This is a genomic window from Saccharopolyspora elongata (genome assembly GCF_004348985.1).
Classification (GTDB): domain Bacteria; phylum Actinomycetota; class Actinomycetes; order Mycobacteriales; family Pseudonocardiaceae; genus Saccharopolyspora; species Saccharopolyspora elongata.
Genome location: NZ_SMKW01000139.1, coordinates 1 through 14,499, shown reverse-complemented (window position 1 = coordinate 14,499; position 14,499 = coordinate 1). Strand labels below are relative to the sequence as shown.

General features: G+C 66.8%; 15 protein-coding genes and 1 pseudogene. 12 read left to right on the top strand and 4 right to left on the bottom strand.

Going from position 1 to position 14,499, the window contains the following annotated elements; genetic code table 11:
* The 3 genes from E1288_RS44190 to E1288_RS44180 form a co-directional block, all read left to right on the top strand.
* On the top strand, nucleotides 1-700 hold a 700-nt coding region (locus E1288_RS44190; protein WP_268952028.1), incomplete at its 5' end, for a group II intron maturase-specific domain-containing protein.
* Nucleotides 701-716: 16 nt separating this feature from the next.
* The gene (locus E1288_RS44185) at nucleotides 717-1,610 is read left to right on the top strand and encodes a transposase (RefSeq protein WP_132495045.1); all 894 of its coding nucleotides are present in this window, start codon (nucleotides 717-719) and stop codon (nucleotides 1,608-1,610) included.
* 384 nt (nucleotides 1,611-1,994) lie between these two features.
* Nucleotides 1,995-2,819 carry a Tn3 family transposase gene (locus E1288_RS44180; RefSeq protein ID WP_268952027.1) on the top strand — a complete coding sequence of 275 codons (825 nt, stop codon included), beginning with the start codon at nucleotides 1,995-1,997 and terminating at the stop codon, nucleotides 2,817-2,819.
* Nucleotides 2,820-2,932: 113 nt separating this feature from the next.
* Here E1288_RS44180 and E1288_RS44175 read toward each other — a convergent pair whose 3' ends face one another.
* Nucleotides 2,933-3,559: a TetR family transcriptional regulator gene (locus E1288_RS44175; protein WP_132495041.1), complete on the bottom strand. Its 627-nt coding sequence runs from the start codon at nucleotides 3,557-3,559 to the stop codon at nucleotides 2,933-2,935.
* 122 nt (nucleotides 3,560-3,681) lie between these two features.
* Here E1288_RS44175 and E1288_RS44170 point away from each other — a divergent pair, with 122 nt between their 5' ends.
* Both E1288_RS44170 and E1288_RS44165 read left to right on the top strand, forming a co-directional pair.
* Nucleotides 3,682-4,674 carry an aldo/keto reductase gene (locus tag E1288_RS44170; RefSeq protein ID WP_132495039.1) on the top strand — a complete coding sequence of 331 codons (993 nt, stop codon included), beginning with the start codon at nucleotides 3,682-3,684 and terminating at the stop codon, nucleotides 4,672-4,674.
* Nucleotides 4,675-4,807: 133 nt separating this feature from the next.
* On the top strand, nucleotides 4,808-5,155 hold the full coding sequence (locus tag E1288_RS44165; protein WP_132495037.1) for a putative quinol monooxygenase: 348 nt from the start codon (nucleotides 4,808-4,810) through the stop codon (nucleotides 5,153-5,155).
* Between the two features lie 880 nt (nucleotides 5,156-6,035).
* Here the strand turns inward: E1288_RS44165 and E1288_RS44160 are convergent.
* Nucleotides 6,036-7,526 carry a carboxylesterase/lipase family protein gene (locus E1288_RS44160; RefSeq protein ID WP_132495035.1) on the bottom strand — a complete coding sequence of 497 codons (1,491 nt, stop codon included), beginning with the start codon at nucleotides 7,524-7,526 and terminating at the stop codon, nucleotides 6,036-6,038.
* Between the two features lie 98 nt (nucleotides 7,527-7,624).
* Here E1288_RS44160 and E1288_RS44155 point away from each other — a divergent pair, with 98 nt between their 5' ends.
* Nucleotides 7,625-8,224 (top strand): TetR/AcrR family transcriptional regulator, encoded by a 600-nt coding sequence (locus E1288_RS44155; protein ID WP_132495033.1) that lies wholly within the window; start codon nucleotides 7,625-7,627, stop codon nucleotides 8,222-8,224.
* Nucleotides 8,225-8,473: 249 nt separating this feature from the next.
* Here E1288_RS44155 and E1288_RS44150 read toward each other — a convergent pair whose 3' ends face one another.
* Entirely contained in the window at nucleotides 8,474-8,704 is a 231-nt protein-coding gene (locus E1288_RS44150) for a Tn3 family transposase (protein ID WP_165968600.1), read from the bottom strand.
* An 89-nt stretch (nucleotides 8,705-8,793) separates the two neighbouring features.
* Between E1288_RS44150 and E1288_RS44145 the strand changes: the two genes are divergently transcribed.
* The 5 genes from E1288_RS44145 to E1288_RS44120 all read left to right on the top strand — a co-directional run bounded on the left by E1288_RS44145 (nucleotide 8,794) and on the right by E1288_RS44120 (nucleotide 12,085).
* Nucleotides 8,794-9,126, top strand: a complete 333-nt coding sequence (locus E1288_RS44145; protein ID WP_132495029.1) for a hypothetical protein — start codon at nucleotides 8,794-8,796, stop codon at nucleotides 9,124-9,126.
* A 134-nt stretch (nucleotides 9,127-9,260) separates the two neighbouring features.
* Nucleotides 9,261-10,013 carry a non-homologous end joining protein Ku gene (gene ku / locus E1288_RS44140; protein ID WP_132495027.1) on the top strand — a complete coding sequence of 251 codons (753 nt, stop codon included), beginning with the start codon at nucleotides 9,261-9,263 and terminating at the stop codon, nucleotides 10,011-10,013.
* A gap of 129 nt (nucleotides 10,014-10,142) precedes the next feature.
* Nucleotides 10,143-10,904: a DddA-like double-stranded DNA deaminase toxin gene (locus E1288_RS44135; protein WP_132495025.1), complete on the top strand. Its 762-nt coding sequence runs from the start codon at nucleotides 10,143-10,145 to the stop codon at nucleotides 10,902-10,904.
* A gap of 56 nt (nucleotides 10,905-10,960) precedes the next feature.
* Entirely contained in the window at nucleotides 10,961-11,329 is a 369-nt protein-coding gene (locus tag E1288_RS44130) for an Imm1 family immunity protein (RefSeq protein ID WP_207954901.1), read from the top strand.
* Between the two features lie 264 nt (nucleotides 11,330-11,593).
* Nucleotides 11,594-12,085 (top strand): hypothetical protein, encoded by a 492-nt coding sequence (locus tag E1288_RS44120; protein WP_235884242.1) that lies wholly within the window; start codon nucleotides 11,594-11,596, stop codon nucleotides 12,083-12,085.
* Nucleotides 12,086-12,430: 345 nt separating this feature from the next.
* Here E1288_RS44120 and E1288_RS44115 read toward each other — a convergent pair whose 3' ends face one another.
* On the bottom strand, nucleotides 12,431-13,642 hold the full coding sequence (locus tag E1288_RS44115) for a diguanylate cyclase domain-containing protein (protein WP_132495019.1): 1,212 nt from the start codon (nucleotides 13,640-13,642) through the stop codon (nucleotides 12,431-12,433).
* A gap of 151 nt (nucleotides 13,643-13,793) precedes the next feature.
* Between E1288_RS44115 and E1288_RS49505 the strand changes: the two are divergent.
* Nucleotides 13,794-14,499: pseudogene (locus tag E1288_RS49505) on the top strand (hypothetical protein); the annotation flags it as partial.

The window sequence follows — 14,499 nt, the reverse complement described above, 5'->3', positions numbered from 1 at the left end:
CGCCGAGCAATGGACAACCGCGATGGCGACACGGCGGGACCGCGAACGACGACGCAACCGGGGCCTGCCGACCTGGCGACTGGTCCGCTACGCGGACGACTTCGTCATCATGGTCCACGGCACCCAGAAACACGCCGAGGAACTTCGCGGACAGGTGAGTGAGGTCCTGGCACGGATGGGCCTGGTGCTCTCCACGGCCAAGACTCAGATCGTCCACCTTGCGGAGGGGTTCAACTTCCTCGGCTTCCGCGTCAAGTGGATGCGCAAGCGAGGAACAGACAAGTGGCACGTCTACACCTTCATCGGCGACAAGCCGGTCGCGTCGCTGAAGCGGAAGATCAAGGCCCTGACCCAGAAGTTGTCGCATCTCGATTACAAGATCGCGCTGATCCGGATCAACCAGATCCTGCGCGGCTGGGCCAACTACTTCAAACACGCGGTCGCCAAGCACACCATGCAGAGCCTGCACACCTTCGTGTGGTGGCGGGTGATCCGCTGGGTGATGCACCGGCACCGCATGACGTGGACGGCCATCCGGCGATGGCTCCGCGATCCGAACGGACGCTGGAAGCCCATCCAACTGGACGGGATCAGGCTGTTCGATCTCGGCAGGGTATCGATCACCCGATACCGCTACCGAGGCAACAGCATCCCCACCCCTTGGCCGGACACCCTGACAGGCCCGATGCCAACGGCATGATCTCGCGGAGAGCCCGGTGCTCAGTAATGGGCACGCCGGGTTCGGCGGGCGGGCCGGGGAAACGGACCCGGAGCAATCCGGACACCGCGCCCAGGCCCGACCCAACAACCTGGCCGCGGCGGTGGAAAAGAGCGTCGTCGCCTACGCCGCATCCTGGAACACCACGTCCCGAGCGGCCGGTTCGGCGCTAGCTGAGCGCACGCGGGAACGGTTCGCCGCCGTTCACGAACTCCTCAGCCAAGGGGTGGGGCTGCTGGAATGCGCCCGGCGGCTGGGCTGGGCCTTGAACACCGTCAAGCGCTACGCCCGTGCCGAGCGGGTCGAGGACCTGCTGCGCCCACCGCGCTACGGCCCCTGCCTGGTGGATGCTCACCGTGACCTCGTCCGGCAGCGCCTGGCCGAGAATATCCCGGTTACCCGGATCCTGGCCGAGATCCGCGAACTGGGTTACACCGGTAGCGCGAACCTCCTGGTCCGCTACATCAACCAGGGACGGGCCGACCCGGAACGCCTCACGCCCTCACCGCGACGGCTGGTCTCCTGGATCATGAGCAGACCCGAGGATCTGCTCGACCACACCCGCCGCCACCTGGACGACCTGATCGCCAGCTGCCCCGGGATGACCACGCTGGCCACCCGGGTGCGCGAATTCGCCGCCATCCTCACCGGACGTCGCGGTCAGGACCTCGCCGCCTGGATCGCCGCAACCCGTGGCGGCGCACTGCCCGGCTTCGATTCCTACCTCAACGGCCTGGAAAAGGACTGGGCCGCCACCACCGCGGGCCTGACCCTGCCCTACAGCAACGGCCCGACCGAAGGCATCAACAACAAGATCAAGATGCTCAAACGCCAGACCTACGGCAAAGCCAGCTTCTCCCTGCTACGTAAGAGAATCCTGCTCGACCAATGACCAGCCACGGCATCCTTGATCACGCAATCAGCGACAGAGCCCAAAACTTGACAGCCCCGGGTGCTGCATGGCCATTCGTCACCCGAGTCTCAGGTGTAAATGCAGTCCAGGACGTAGGGGGCGTGTGCGTATCCAGTGCGACACCTGTCGCACCAAGCGGTGGAACGCGCAGTCGTCCACCTTCCCGTCAAGGCGGCCGTGGTGACCGTTTTCTCGGCTATGGAGCGGTGTCTGGTGCCTGCTGTCGGAGTCCGAGCGCAGTGAAGCTGAGGGAGTCGAGGTAGGCGTGCAGGCCTGTTTCGGGGCTCCATCCGTGTTGGGTGGTCAGAAAGAGGGCGAGTTCGGCGCGGACTTGGGGGCTGGCCTGCCGGAAGAACTCGTCGGGTGATCCCGGTGACCGACCGGGAGGCCGTGCACGTGCTGGACGAGATCTTCGGCAACGCCACCGATCTGCTGCACACCCTCACCGAGCACGCGACGGATACCGCTGGCCAGACCTTGACTGTGTTTTCGCTGTTCAAGCTCACGGGGCTGATCCTCTCGCCTCGTATCCGGGATCTCGGGTCGATCACTCTTCACCGGCTGGGTTCGCGCCAGCAGTTGGGGGCCGCGTTCCCCAACGCGGCGAAGCTGCTGACCGGCACGATCGACACACGCCTGATTCGGGAGCAGTGGGATGAGATGCTGCGGCTGTCGGCGTCGCTGAAGTACGGGCACGCCACCGCATCCCTGGTGGTCGGCAAGCTGCACGCCTCCTCGCGCCGCTCCGCGCTGGGCCAGGCCCTGGTGGAGTACGGCTCGATCCAACGTACGGTGTTCGCCCTGCGCTACCTCGCGGACGAGGCGTACCGGCGGCGGATCACCCGGCAGCTAAACAAGGGCGAGACGCTGCACTCGCTGCGGCGGGACCTGAGCTTCGCGCACGAGGGGGCGATCCGGCGGCGGCACCTGGATCAGCAGACCGAGCAAGCGTTGTGCTTGTCGCTGGTGGTCAACGCAATCATCACGTTCAATACGGTGTACTTGCAGCTAGCACTGGATGAGTATGTGCAACGGCACGGCCCGGTGTCCCCAGAGGTGCTCACGCACCTGTCACCTGCGCTGATGGAGCACGTAAACCCGTACGGGACCTACACCTTCCCCATCGAGGAAATGCGGGACCTGGTCGGCTATCGGCCGCTACGTCACGCCGAGGTCGCCTCGGCGTGACGCCCACCATGCACGGGCGGATCACTGATCAGCGGAAAACGCCCGGACAAGACGCGGCAAGCAGGTCGGCTTGCAGCGAGGCCCGGCTGACCGCCGGGACTCGACCGCGGGGCTCACTGGAAGAGGCTTTCGACAGCGGCCACCACGGCGGCGCGGCGGGCGGCGGGGGTGGGGTCCGCGGCGTGTTCGGCTGCGGCCTCGCTGAGTTCGGGTTGGGCTGCCCAGGTGGTGGCGATCTGGTTGACCAAGGCGAGGACGTCGACCGGGTCCCAGGCGGGGTCGAGCTGTCCGGCCTGCTGTGCCTGGCGGAGCTGGTCGAGTTTGCGGGCGATGGTTGCCTGAGTGGGGTCGTCGCCGGCGGCTTGGGACCCTGACAGTTCGAGACGGCCCCAGGCGATCAGGCGCTGGTGGTCAGGGCGGGCGCTGAAGTAGTCGAACAGGCGGCCCGCGTAGCCAGGAAGGTCGGCCGGGTCCATCCGGGTGGCCTCAGCGACGACGGCCATCTCTCGCGCGGCGACGTGGGCGTAGAGCGCCTCCTTGCCGCGGAAGTGGGCGTAGACACGTTCCTTGCTGGTCCTGGCGAGTCTGGCGATGCGGTCCACACGGGCACCGGCGATGCCATGGCGCGCGAACTCCTCCATGGCGGCCGTGAGAATCCGCTCGCGCGTGGTGTCGCCACCATCGGGAGCGGCTTCGGGTACGGGTGCTGCGGCCTGGCCGGACTCGGGGGAGCGGGACATAACCAGAGGATAACGCACCGAACTGTTCGGTTTGGCACTACGAGCCACCTCCGCGTAAGCTCAAACCGAACAGTTTGGTTCGGCCCTCGGGTGGAACCGTCGAGCACTGAGGAAGTGAACTCATGCAGCACCGCAATCTGGGCTCTCAGGGCCTGCACGTCTCGGCGCTGGGCCTGGGCGTGATGGGAATGTCCATGGCCTACGGAGCCTCGAACGACGAGGAGGGCATCGCGACCATCCGCCACGCCCACGAACTCGGGATCGACTTCTTCGACACCGCCGAGCTATATGGCGCCGGTACCGGCAGCAACGAGGTCCTGCTAGGCAAGGCGGTCAGGGACTTTCGCGACGAGGTGGTGCTGGCCACCAAGTTCGGCTTCGACATGGCCGCCGAGCCGCTCGGCTCCGGCTTCAACAGCCGCCCGGAGAACATCCGCAAGGTCGCCGAGAACAGCCTGCGTTATCTGCAAACCGACCACATTGACCTCTTCTACCAGCACATCTCCGACCCCGACGTGCCCGTCGAGGAGGTCGCGGGCGTGGTCGGCGACCTGATCATCGAGGGCAAGGTGAAGTACTTCGGCCTGAGCAACGTCGGCCCGCAGTACATCCGCCGCGCCCACGCCGTCACTCCGGTCTCGGTGCTCCAGTACGAGTACTCGCTCTTCGAGCGGGAGGTGGAGGAGAAGATCCTTCCCGTCCTGCGGGAACTCGGCATCGGCCTGGTGCCCTACTCCCCGCTCGGCCGCGGCTTCCTGACCGGCGTGGTCAAGCCGGCGAGCGAGTACCCCGCGGACGACATGCGCAGCTGGGACGAACGCTGGCAGGGCGAGAACTACACCTACAACCTCCGCGCCACCGAGCATCTGAAGGAAGTGGCCGAGGCCAAGGCCATCACCACGGCCCAGCTCGCGCTGGCCTGGCTGCTTGCGCAGGGCGAGGACGTCGTGCCCATCCCCGGCACCCGCAGCGCCCAGCGCCTTGAGGAGAACGCTGGCGCTGCCGACGTCCAGCTCACCGTCGCCGACCTGGCGCGCATCACCGAGATCCTCCCCCACGGCTCGGCCGGCAGCCGCTACCCGGCCGCGACGCTCTCCAGCTTCTCTACCGACTGAACCGGCCCTCGCACGGCGCAGGGCCCTGGATCGCAGCGCCCACCAGGGCGGCAGCGAAACGGCGTGGTGTGTTCGGGGGCATCCCGGACACGACGCGAACCACCCACCCATCAGAACAGCGAGGAGAATCAGCATGAGCGGTGTCATCGACGCTCTGTTCAGCTACCGGATCAAGCCCGGTATGGAAGACCGCTATCAGGCATACCTGGACAAGGTCCTGCCCGTCACCGAGGCTCAGGAATCCTACGTCCTGGGGTATGAAATCTTCCGGGGTGACGACGGAACGTACTTCCAGCACGAGCGTTACGAGAACGAAGAAGCCATCTGGAAGCACATGGAACTGACCGCCATCGGCCAGGAGGACTTCGCGGCCTCCACCGACATGCTGTCGGTCAGCATGCTCGGCGAGCTGAGCCAGAAGTTCCGTGACACCTACGGCATCGGCGTCTCCTACACGCCATTCCGCCAAGTCACCCGCTGACGCAGGCACCCGGCCCCGCGTCCACCCGGGCGCGGGGCCCTCTTGCGCCTACGGCGCATCGTCGGCCATGTGTGTCAACGGCCGTCAAGCACGTGTACTGGGGCTTTGGCCAGCGAGTGAGGTGAAGGTAGGCATGCCAAGTTTGATCGCGCTGGTGCGACGTTGGAGTGTTGCGTCGATCTGGGCGATCTTGTCCTTGGCTCCATCAGGCTGATTTGCAGGAAGGCACCCACCGCCGACTGGACGGGGCCGACGCTCAGCGCGGCGCATGGACACCCGACGCGAACGAACTCGCCGCCCGCATGGCCACGCAGTGATCAGCATCGACGCAGATCAGACGGCAAAACGTTGTCTGCGGCGCGAAAGCTACCGGAACGCCTCCTCCGGTGGAATTTCATCGGGATCGTGCTCGAGCATGGGGCAGCTGTCCTTTGTCGTGTCGGCCTATGGGCCTTCGGGGAGGATCGGACCGGATTTTGGCGCTACGCGAGAAGGGCTTGCATTCGGTACCTAGGTACAGGTTCACCGTCGAGGTATGACACAGAACGTCGCCCTTGACCTGGGATGGGCTCCCTCCGCGTGCACCCTGCCCACCGCCGAGCAGCCGCTGCGGGTGGCCGAGTTCGCATCTGGAGCCGCTGCCGTACGCGCTGGTGTGGCGGAGGTAGGCGGAGAGCGAGCCCATCCGGGCCCTGGCCGGGATCATCCGTGACCTGGGCCCTCTCCCGTCGGCCTCTCCCGGCTCTTGATGTCGTCCGTCACCCTCGGGTGGGATCTGATGCCAAGCGGGCCGGGTGTTGCCTGGCTGTACGCCAGTTCGCGCTGTCCCCGATGGGCAGGTGGGTGGCGGCGTCGCAGTCGTAGGAGCCGACCCGGACAATTACGAGAGATCGAAGGGGGCGGGGGAGTGGCCTTCCCAGATCTGGCGGGATGCCTGTTCGGGGTAGGGCAGAGTCTTCGACTCGGTGTCCAGGACGCGGGTGAGGTGCCCGCCGGGCCGGTGGGCGGACCAGCCCGCGTCGCCGGTGGTGACGAAGCGGACCCATGCCTCCTGGAGTTCGCGGGAGAGCGCGACGGCCTCGGGAGTGGGCTCCTCGCCGATGAGCTGGGTGCCGACGGGGCTGTCCAGCGTGCCGAACGCCAGGGGCACGTCGAGGCTGTGGCAGGCGCCCAGGATGCCGCCGAGGGCCGGGGCAACCCAGCACAGTTCGAACAGGTACGAGGTGCCGCCGGCTGCGGCGTTCGCCTCGGCCAGCTTCTGTGACGGCATGCGGAAGAGGGCGTCGGAGTACACCGTCTCCACCAGCTCCTCCGGGCTTGCCTGCGGGAACGCGGCACGGTAGGCCCGCGCGCCCTCCGGCTGCGGGGCGTGCAGTTCCAGGGCTGCGTGGGCGTCCTCCTCGGTGAAGGTGCCGTACCGTCCGCTCATGACGCTGAAGTACCGGAATTCGTCCCGGGTGTGGCCGACGAGCAGTTCGGTCCCGCTCGCGCGCGCGCCGGTCAGCGCGGGCCAGGGCGTTTCCGGGAGGACCTCGCCGTCGACGACGGGGCACAGCGCGGTGCCGGTCTCCGTGAGGCGTCCCCAGCTCTCCCGGTGCGCGTGGAGGCCGGCGTTGAAGGAGGTGAGCTCGGCGGCCAGGTGCCATGGGTCGATGTCGCGCAGGGCCTCGGCGGTGGGGGCCGTCGCGCCGAGCCGGTCCGCGAACGCGGCGGTGACCTGCCGTGCCAGCGCGGGGGTGCTGTGCAGCCCCGGCACCGAGTGGGCGATGGCCCGCCGGAACAGTCCGCGCGCGGACTTCATCGTCAGGAGGGCGGCGACCGACCCCGCCCCGGCGGACACTCCGGCCACGGTGACCTGGCCGGGGTCGCCTCCGAAGGCGGCGATGTTGCGCTGCACCCACTCCAGCGCCGCGATCTGGTCGAGCAATCCGCGGTTGGGCGGCACGTCGTCGAGGAACGCGAATCCCTCCGCGCCCACGCGGCAGTTGATGGTCACCACGACGACTCCCGCCTCGGCCAGCGCTGCCGGGTCGTACATCGGGTCGCTCGACGCCGCCGAGAGGTAGCCGCCCACGGGGATCCACACCAGCACCGGCAGTCCCGCCGCGCCGGGATCCGGAGTGCCGACGTTGAGCGTCAGCCAATCGGTGCCCTGCGGGGGCACGTCGATCGGCAGGGACAGCGGCACCACGGGGCCGAACTCGACCGCCTGCCTCGTCCCCTCCCAGCGGTGCGGCGGCGCGGGCGCGGCGAAGCGGAGCGCTCCGACCGGGGGCTGGGCGTAGGGGATGCCGCGGAACACCGCGTGCCTCTGCCGCCGGCGCCCCTGCACCACGCCTTCCGTGGTCCGTACCTTTGGCTGTTCGGACATGACGATTCCTTCCCTCGAGTGGACCCCCAGGATTATGGGTCAGGTGTATTATGTCAACTGTATTGGAACAGTCCCGGGGTACGAGGGAGGGGCCGGCGATGCCGAAACAGGTGGATCACCGCGGACGCCGCGAAGCGATCGCCCGCGCACTGTGGCGGGTGGTGGAGCAGCGCGGCGTCACACAGCTGACGATGCGCGTGGTGGCGCAGGAGGCGGGCATGTCACTCGGGCAGCTGCAGCACTACTTCGCCTCCCGGACCGCCATGCTCTCCTTCGCCAGGGACTTCGCGTCCGAGCAGACCTCGGTGCGCATACACCAGGGGCTCGAAAAGCTCGGTGACCGTCCGCACCCCCGTGACGTGCTGCGACTGGCGCTCGCGGAAATGCTCCCCCTGCATGCCGACGCCCGCGCGACCAGCCGGATGAGCGCCGCCTACGTCCTGGAGGCGCTGCACGACGAGGCCGTGCACGAGCAGGCGCGCCGCGGCCTCGTCCAAGGGCGGGCCCTCGTCGAGCAGTTGGTCCGCCAGGCGATCGCCGACGGGCACATCGACTCCGGCCGCGACCCGGCGACCGAGACCAACCTGCTCCTCGCCCTCACCGGCTTCACCTCCCTGATCGAACTCGACGTGATCGAGCCCCAGGACGCGCTCGCCGCGATCGACGTGCATCTGGACCGGCTGTTCAGGAGTACGTGACCTGCCCCGGACACGGGGGCAGGTGGGGACAAGATCAGCTCTAGTCCGGCCGCTCCCCGGCCTGGTGCCATCTGACCGGCCACCTCTACCTCGGCACCGCGCCCGGCAACGACCGTCCCATTTACGCTCTGAGCGTCCGCGCCGACGCCCGCCGTACCGAGCCCCATGCACCGTGGCGGTCAACCACCGCCTGCCCCTCACCCAGCTCCATCTTCGCGCGGCCTCCTGATCAGTTCCCTGAACCGACGCTCAGCTGCTCTCGCGGGCGCCGTCGTGGAAGGGACGCAAACCCCCGGCCACATCAGCTCGGGAGAAGGCGTAGCGGCCCAGGAAGTTGATGTGGTCGTACTGGATCGGCGACAGCCGCGCGCACATCTCATCGGTGACCGGGAACCCCTGCTCGCGCAGGTGCTTGACAGCAGCATCCAGATACAGGCTGTTCCACCAGATGACCGACAGCATCCGGATCAGGGGTCGCATGGATCGGCGACTACCGGGCATGGGCGTGTGACCCCTGGGAGCCTCCGGGCCGCCTGGTGTTGCTCACCGAAGACCACACACACGGGCAGATGGCCCGCCGCGCCGGGGCCAGCGAAACAACCGCCACCGACCTGGACCACATCATCCGCACGGGACTGTCCACTGCCACGCCCGGTACCGTGCAGGACGCCTCGACCAGTCTTCCCGTGCTGCTGTTGACCAGCGACGGAATCCACGACGCGCTTTCCGCGGACCAGATCGCGGACATCGTCGACAACGGGCAGCTTGGCGCCATCAGTCCCGCGGATCCGCAGACCATTGTCGACGCCCTCGTGGACGAAGCTGTGCAGACCGCCCGACGCCGCCGGACGGTCGCCGCCGACAACGCCACCGCCGTCCTCATGATCCCCACGCTCCTGTAGCAGCCAAGGACCTCCGGCGACACCTGGCGGCGACGGAGCTTCAAACCGACCGGCCCCGAGTAGCGTCACCAGTGCCTAACGTGCCTCACTCGGCTACAGCCCACTGACCACCGGAAACGCCGCCACGCCTCCAGATAACCCTCGGGCTGGTCACCATCCCGTGCACTCTTCACCGAGCAACCCGGGACCGCTCGGTGACCTTCCATCAGGTCCACACCTGCGGCGGGCGCATCCGCTACCGGAAGTTCTGCGAGCGCGAAAGCCGCGAGGTTCCACCTGGGGAGATCTCCAGCGCCTATGACTACGCCGGCCGCCTGGTCGAGTTGACCGACGAGGACTTCGTCAACCTCCCGCTGACCAGCGCCCGCCGGCTGGAAGTCCAACAGTTCGTACCGATCAAGCAGGTTGATCCGGTGGCCGTGGGCCGCGCCTACTACGTCCACCCCGAGCCACTGGCCGAAGGCGCCTACGCCCTGCTGCGCGACGTGCTCGCCGAGACCGACCGCGCCGCGCTCGGCACCCTCGCCCTACGCGGCCGGGAACGGCTGACGATGCTGCGCCAGGAAGGCAGCTTGCTGGTGGCGCACCTGCTGTACTGGCCGGACGAGATCAACCCCGCCTCGGACCACGTACCCCCTGCAGGGGCCGCGCCGCAGCCCGCCGAGCGGCAGATGGCCCGGACACTGGTCGAGGCGATGTCAGGCGATCTCCACCCCGAGCAGTGGCGAGACCGCTACCGGGACGCCATCGAAGCCCGGATCGAAGACAAGCTGGCCGGCCGCCCGTCCGAGGCTGAGGCGGTCGCGGAACCGGTGTCGGACCTCGAAGCAGCGCTACGGAAATCGATCCACGAAGCTCGCACAGGACGGAAGCGCCCCACGTCGTAGGACTAGTGCCCCACGCCGTCACGCGGGTCAGGTTCGGCAGGCTATTCGGGTGATCCGAGCTCGTCTTATTCGGTGACGCCTGCTCGCGGAGCAGGGGTTCTGTCGGGGGAATGCTGAGTATCAGCCCGTGTGGGCGACGACGTGGCGGCGGTAGCGGCGAGGGTTCGCGAGGCGATGGCAAAGCTGCCACCGGAGGCGTTTCAGATAGCCGGCGAGTGCATCGATGAGGCGGGCGCCGGGCTGCATCCGCTCGCGCTGGAGACCAACGACGCCGAGTTGGCCGCGGTGATCGGCGCGTTGGGTGATGCGCGGGAGGAGATCGACCGGGCATGGCAGATCTGCCGGAAGGTGCGTGACGCCTGTGCGGACTATCTCAAGATCATTGGTGCAGCGGAGCCCAGCGCTCCAGCTACCAGCGCAGGGGCTGCCGGTGGCCGGGCACGGCACGTCACAGCGAAGGACGGGTCTCAGTGCCCGCCGGAGGCCGGGGCGGTGGTCGATGTCTTACCTCGTCGTGTCCGGGAGGGAGAAGCCGGGGAAAAGACGGTCGGCTTCGTCGATGGCTCGGTGACCGACAAGTTCGTCTCGGGTCGCGATCAGACCTGGACACGGTCGATTCTGGCGCGGGCTCGTGAGGTGGGGCTCCCACCTCATCTTGCGAGGTTCGTCAGCAGCCACGTCGAGATGAAGGTAGCCGCGATGATGACGCAGACCGGCAAGCAGCACTGCGAGCTGGTGATCAACCATGTCCCGTGTGGTTCGCAGCCAGCGCAGCCGCCAGGGTGTGATCAAGCGATTGAACGATTCCTGCCGAAGGGGTACACGTTGACTGTTCACGGCACCACCCAGGCCAGCAGGCCGTTCTCCAAGACCTACAGGGGGCAAGCCTAATGAGCGATTCGGGGGCCGACGTGCTCAACAACGGACAAGTGCTGCTCTCCCCTGGCATGGACATCGAGGAGATCATCCGCGGCCTCGCCGAGCGCGATCAACGGCGTCGCAAACCCGGGGTTGGCCTGACCTGGTTTATTAAGCACGAGCCCGACGTGGCCGCACCCACTTTGACCCTCGGTGTGCGCGGCACGACCGGAGCGCTCATGTGGTCCGACGCCACGTCCGGCCTCGTGCCCGCCGAGGGCACGAATACCGAGCACGTCGACTACTTCACTGTGGACGGCCATTTGATGGTGATGTCGCCTGGTGCAGAGGTTCCCATCGCGCGGGTTCAGGAGGCACTGCGCGAGTTCGCCCGCACCAGGCAACGGCCGACCTGCGTCACCTGGGCACCTGACCCTGATCTCGACGGAATCTGGTGAACATCGAGGTCTCGTTCAGGACGTACCCGACCGGTGAGGTCGTGGTCAACATCGACTCGCCTGCGTCGGTGCACCCACTAGTGCCGCATCAGGCAACGTTCGCCCTGTCGACTACGGCTCGTAGTCGTTGATCGTCAGCGTGACGGTTTCGCCAGATGATGTATCTGCCGGTTCCCGTCTTCAGCTACGCTGCCTGCCGTGTCCGTACAAACATGGTCACCCGATCCTGGGACGTCCGTAGTCGAGTATCGATCCGGCCGGGCGATGTTCATCGGCGGGCTAGCCATGTTCGTTTTCTTCGGGATGGCCTTCGTCTTCCCTGACATCGGGAACCCGTCGGGGACGTCGAAAGCCGATCTTTCTCCGGCCCTTGTGTCGTTCCTGTTCGGCGCGCTCGCGCTGGGCGGCCTGCTGGTGATGGTCGGCTCCGTCCCCCGCACGCATCGCTTCGCCGTCGATGAACGTGGACTGTGGTGGCGGGCCGGGCGCAAATCTGACCTGATCGCGTGGGACGAGCTGCGTGCCGTGCGCGGCCAGGAACCGCGCCCGCCGGTCAAGGACGACCCGAACTCGAGGGCGGTGCTGTCGGCCCTAGTGTTCACCCCCGTGGACCGTCGCTTCGTCACCCGCCACAGCGCGCTGTTGCAACGCCTGCCCACTGCCGATCCGGAAGTGGAACTGAGACTGCCGGACACCACCACGGTCCGGCAGCTGGCCCAGGAGATAACCAGAGTCCGGCCGGACCTACTCCGCTAGGGCGTGTATCGAAGTGCTGGCCTGTTGATGTTGGGGATGGCTGTACTGATGGCGTGTCGTTGATCAGATAGGTGAAGGTCTCCGGTAGATCAGTCATCGACCAAGACGATGATCTTTCCGGAGATCTCGTGGCCAGACACGCCCCAGTACACCTAGTGCTGCGTCAGGCTACGTTTGCCTGATCGACGCCAGGGCGCGTCCGTGCACAGCGTACGAGTCCTGTTTTACTCTCCGTGTTTTCCATGATCAGCGCCAGACGGCCGTGCCACGCACGGTTTGGGGTCATCGGCAGGATTGCCAAAGGTTGATGATGTCTAGCTTGGCCAGTGATTTTCAAATCGTGTGTTACTTGTTCCGGGTTTTCTTGCGCGTGTACATGTCTTGATCGGCTGCGTGGAGGAGTTCTTGGGGTGGAGTGGTGGGGTCTTGGGTCATGGCGATACCTACGCTGGCCTTCAGATTGAGCTGATGTCCGGCTGCGGTGATCTGGGTGTTGAGGAGTTGTCCGATGCGGTCCTGTAATGCTTCGGCTGCGCGGATGTCGTTGACGAGGCCGAGGACGACGAATTCGTCGCCGCCGAGCCGCGCCACCGTGGCGCCGGGTTCCACGCCGGCCAGCAGTGCGTGGGCGGCTGCGATCAGGAGATGGTCGCCGACGAGGTGGCCGTATTGATCGTTGACTTGTTTGAGCCCGTCGAGATCGGCGAGGAGCACGGCGAGAACACCGCTGCCACCGGCGAGTGCGGCGAGGTTGTGGTGGAGGCGATCGGTGAGTAGGGCGCGATTGGCCAGTCCGGTCAGCGGGTCGTGCAAGGCGAGGTGGGCCAGTTGGGTATCGGTCATGCGTCCGTTGCCGATCGCCTCGTAATGGCTGACGAGGAAGGAGGGCATGCCGTCGGGGCCGGTGATCGCACTGGACCGGATCAAGACCATGATCGGGTGCCCGTCCTTGTGCCGGTAGCGTTTTTCGACGCTGACGGTCTTGGCGCGGCCCTCGCACAGTTCAGCGAGCGCGGTGTTTCCCTGGTCGTGATCGCCGGGGTAGGTCAGGTCGGAAAAGTTCATCGCGAGCAGCTCGTTGCGGCGGTAGCCCAGCAGGTCGCACAACGCGTCGTTCACCGTGGTCCACTGTCCCTGCAGGTCCAGCAGGGCCATCCCGATCGGCGCAGTGGCGAAACACCGCTCCCACAGGGTTTCGCGGCTTCGGTGGGTGGTGATGTCCTCGGCCTGCACCAGGATGTGGCAAGCACCGCCGGCGGTGTCGTTGATGGCCGAACCCGACAGCCGCAGCCAGATGGTCTGGCCGTCGGGCTTGTGGTGCTGGGTCTCGGCTATAGCGTGTCCGCGTGCGAGGGCGTCGGCGACGATGGCGGTTCGAGGGAAAGCGTTGCCTGGACCGGAGGTGTCGTGTGGGCTCGGCTGCAGAAAGTCTCGGGCATCGTGGCCCAGGAGAGTGCAGAACGCCGGGTTGACGTATCGGCAGCGGCCCTGCGCGTCGAACACTGCGGTGGGCGCGGGCGCTTGATCGAAAACCGCGTGCCACTCCCCACCTCCCATCCTGCCCAGCGTCGTCGGGACGGGGGCTGCGCTTGCCGAAAACTCATCCGTGCTGGTGGGAGCTGGCGTGCGGGGTGTACCGAATGTCGAGGGTGGTCGCTCGAGTGGCGCCCTCGCGCGGCTGCAGATCAACGCGGAATGATGATTGATCGTGCTGCTGCGATTGGCCTACCTCGGTGTCGCTAACGCGTTCGCCCTGCTGCGCCTGCTACCGATGAGCAATCTGGACAAGGACGCCGAAGTACTCGCCCTCCGCCATCAGATCACGGTGCTGGAACGCCAGCTCGGCAAGAAAAGAGTGTGGTTCAGCCCGAGTGACCGGGCGTTCCTGGCAGCGTTGCTGAACCGGCTACCACGAGACGTCCTGCGCAGGCTGCGGCTGCTGGTGCGCCCGGACACGGTGTTGCGCTGGCACCGCGACCTGCTCGCACGTCGCCACGTCGTCACCTCCCGGCCCAAGCACGTGGGACGACCGCGGACCGTGCACTCCATCCGCGTCCTCGTATTGCGCCTAGCCCGGGAGAACCCCCACTGGGGATATAGGCGGCTCCACGGTGAACTGCTGGTCCTTGGGGTCAAGGTGGCTGCCTCCACCGTATGGGAGATCCTGAAGGAGGCCGGGATCGACCCGGTACCCCAACGGAGCTCGAGTACTTGGGCGGACTTCCTGCGCTCCCAGGCCGAGGCCCTGCTGGCATGCGATTTCTTCGAGACCGTCACCTTGTCCGGAGGAGGAATGCTTGAGACCTGTGGATCGGCTGGGAAGGGGCGTACCTTCCCAGTGATCGGATGCAAGGTTCCAAGCATGGCCAGCGCTGCAACGCTGGCTGGGAAGGTACGTCCCGATGCTCAGCGTA

What these genes read in the sequence shown, in the direction of transcription:
- E1288_RS44175 (WP_132495041.1), bottom strand. Translation starts at nt 3,559, where the DNA reads ATGTCCCGCTCCCCCGAGTCCGGCCAGGCCGCAGCACCCGTACCCGAA.
- E1288_RS44170 (WP_132495039.1), top strand. Translation starts at nt 3,682, where the DNA reads ATGCAGCACCGCAATCTGGGCTCTCAGGGCCTGCACGTCTCGGCGCTG.
- E1288_RS44165 (WP_132495037.1), top strand. Translation starts at nt 4,808, where the DNA reads ATGAGCGGTGTCATCGACGCTCTGTTCAGCTACCGGATCAAGCCCGGT.
- E1288_RS44160 (WP_132495035.1), bottom strand. Translation starts at nt 7,526, where the DNA reads ATGTCCGAACAGCCAAAGGTACGGACCACGGAAGGCGTGGTGCAGGGG.
- E1288_RS44155 (WP_132495033.1), top strand. Translation starts at nt 7,625, where the DNA reads ATGCCGAAACAGGTGGATCACCGCGGACGCCGCGAAGCGATCGCCCGC.
- E1288_RS44150 (WP_165968600.1), bottom strand. Translation starts at nt 8,704, where the DNA reads ATGCGACCCCTGATCCGGATGCTGTCGGTCATCTGGTGGAACAGCCTG.
- E1288_RS44145 (WP_132495029.1), top strand. Translation starts at nt 8,794, where the DNA reads ATGGCCCGCCGCGCCGGGGCCAGCGAAACAACCGCCACCGACCTGGAC.
- E1288_RS44130 (WP_207954901.1), top strand. Translation starts at nt 10,961, where the DNA reads ATGGACATCGAGGAGATCATCCGCGGCCTCGCCGAGCGCGATCAACGG.
- E1288_RS44120 (WP_235884242.1), top strand. Translation starts at nt 11,594, where the DNA reads ATGTTCATCGGCGGGCTAGCCATGTTCGTTTTCTTCGGGATGGCCTTC.
- E1288_RS44115 (WP_132495019.1), bottom strand. Translation starts at nt 13,642, where the DNA reads ATGGGAGGTGGGGAGTGGCACGCGGTTTTCGATCAAGCGCCCGCGCCC.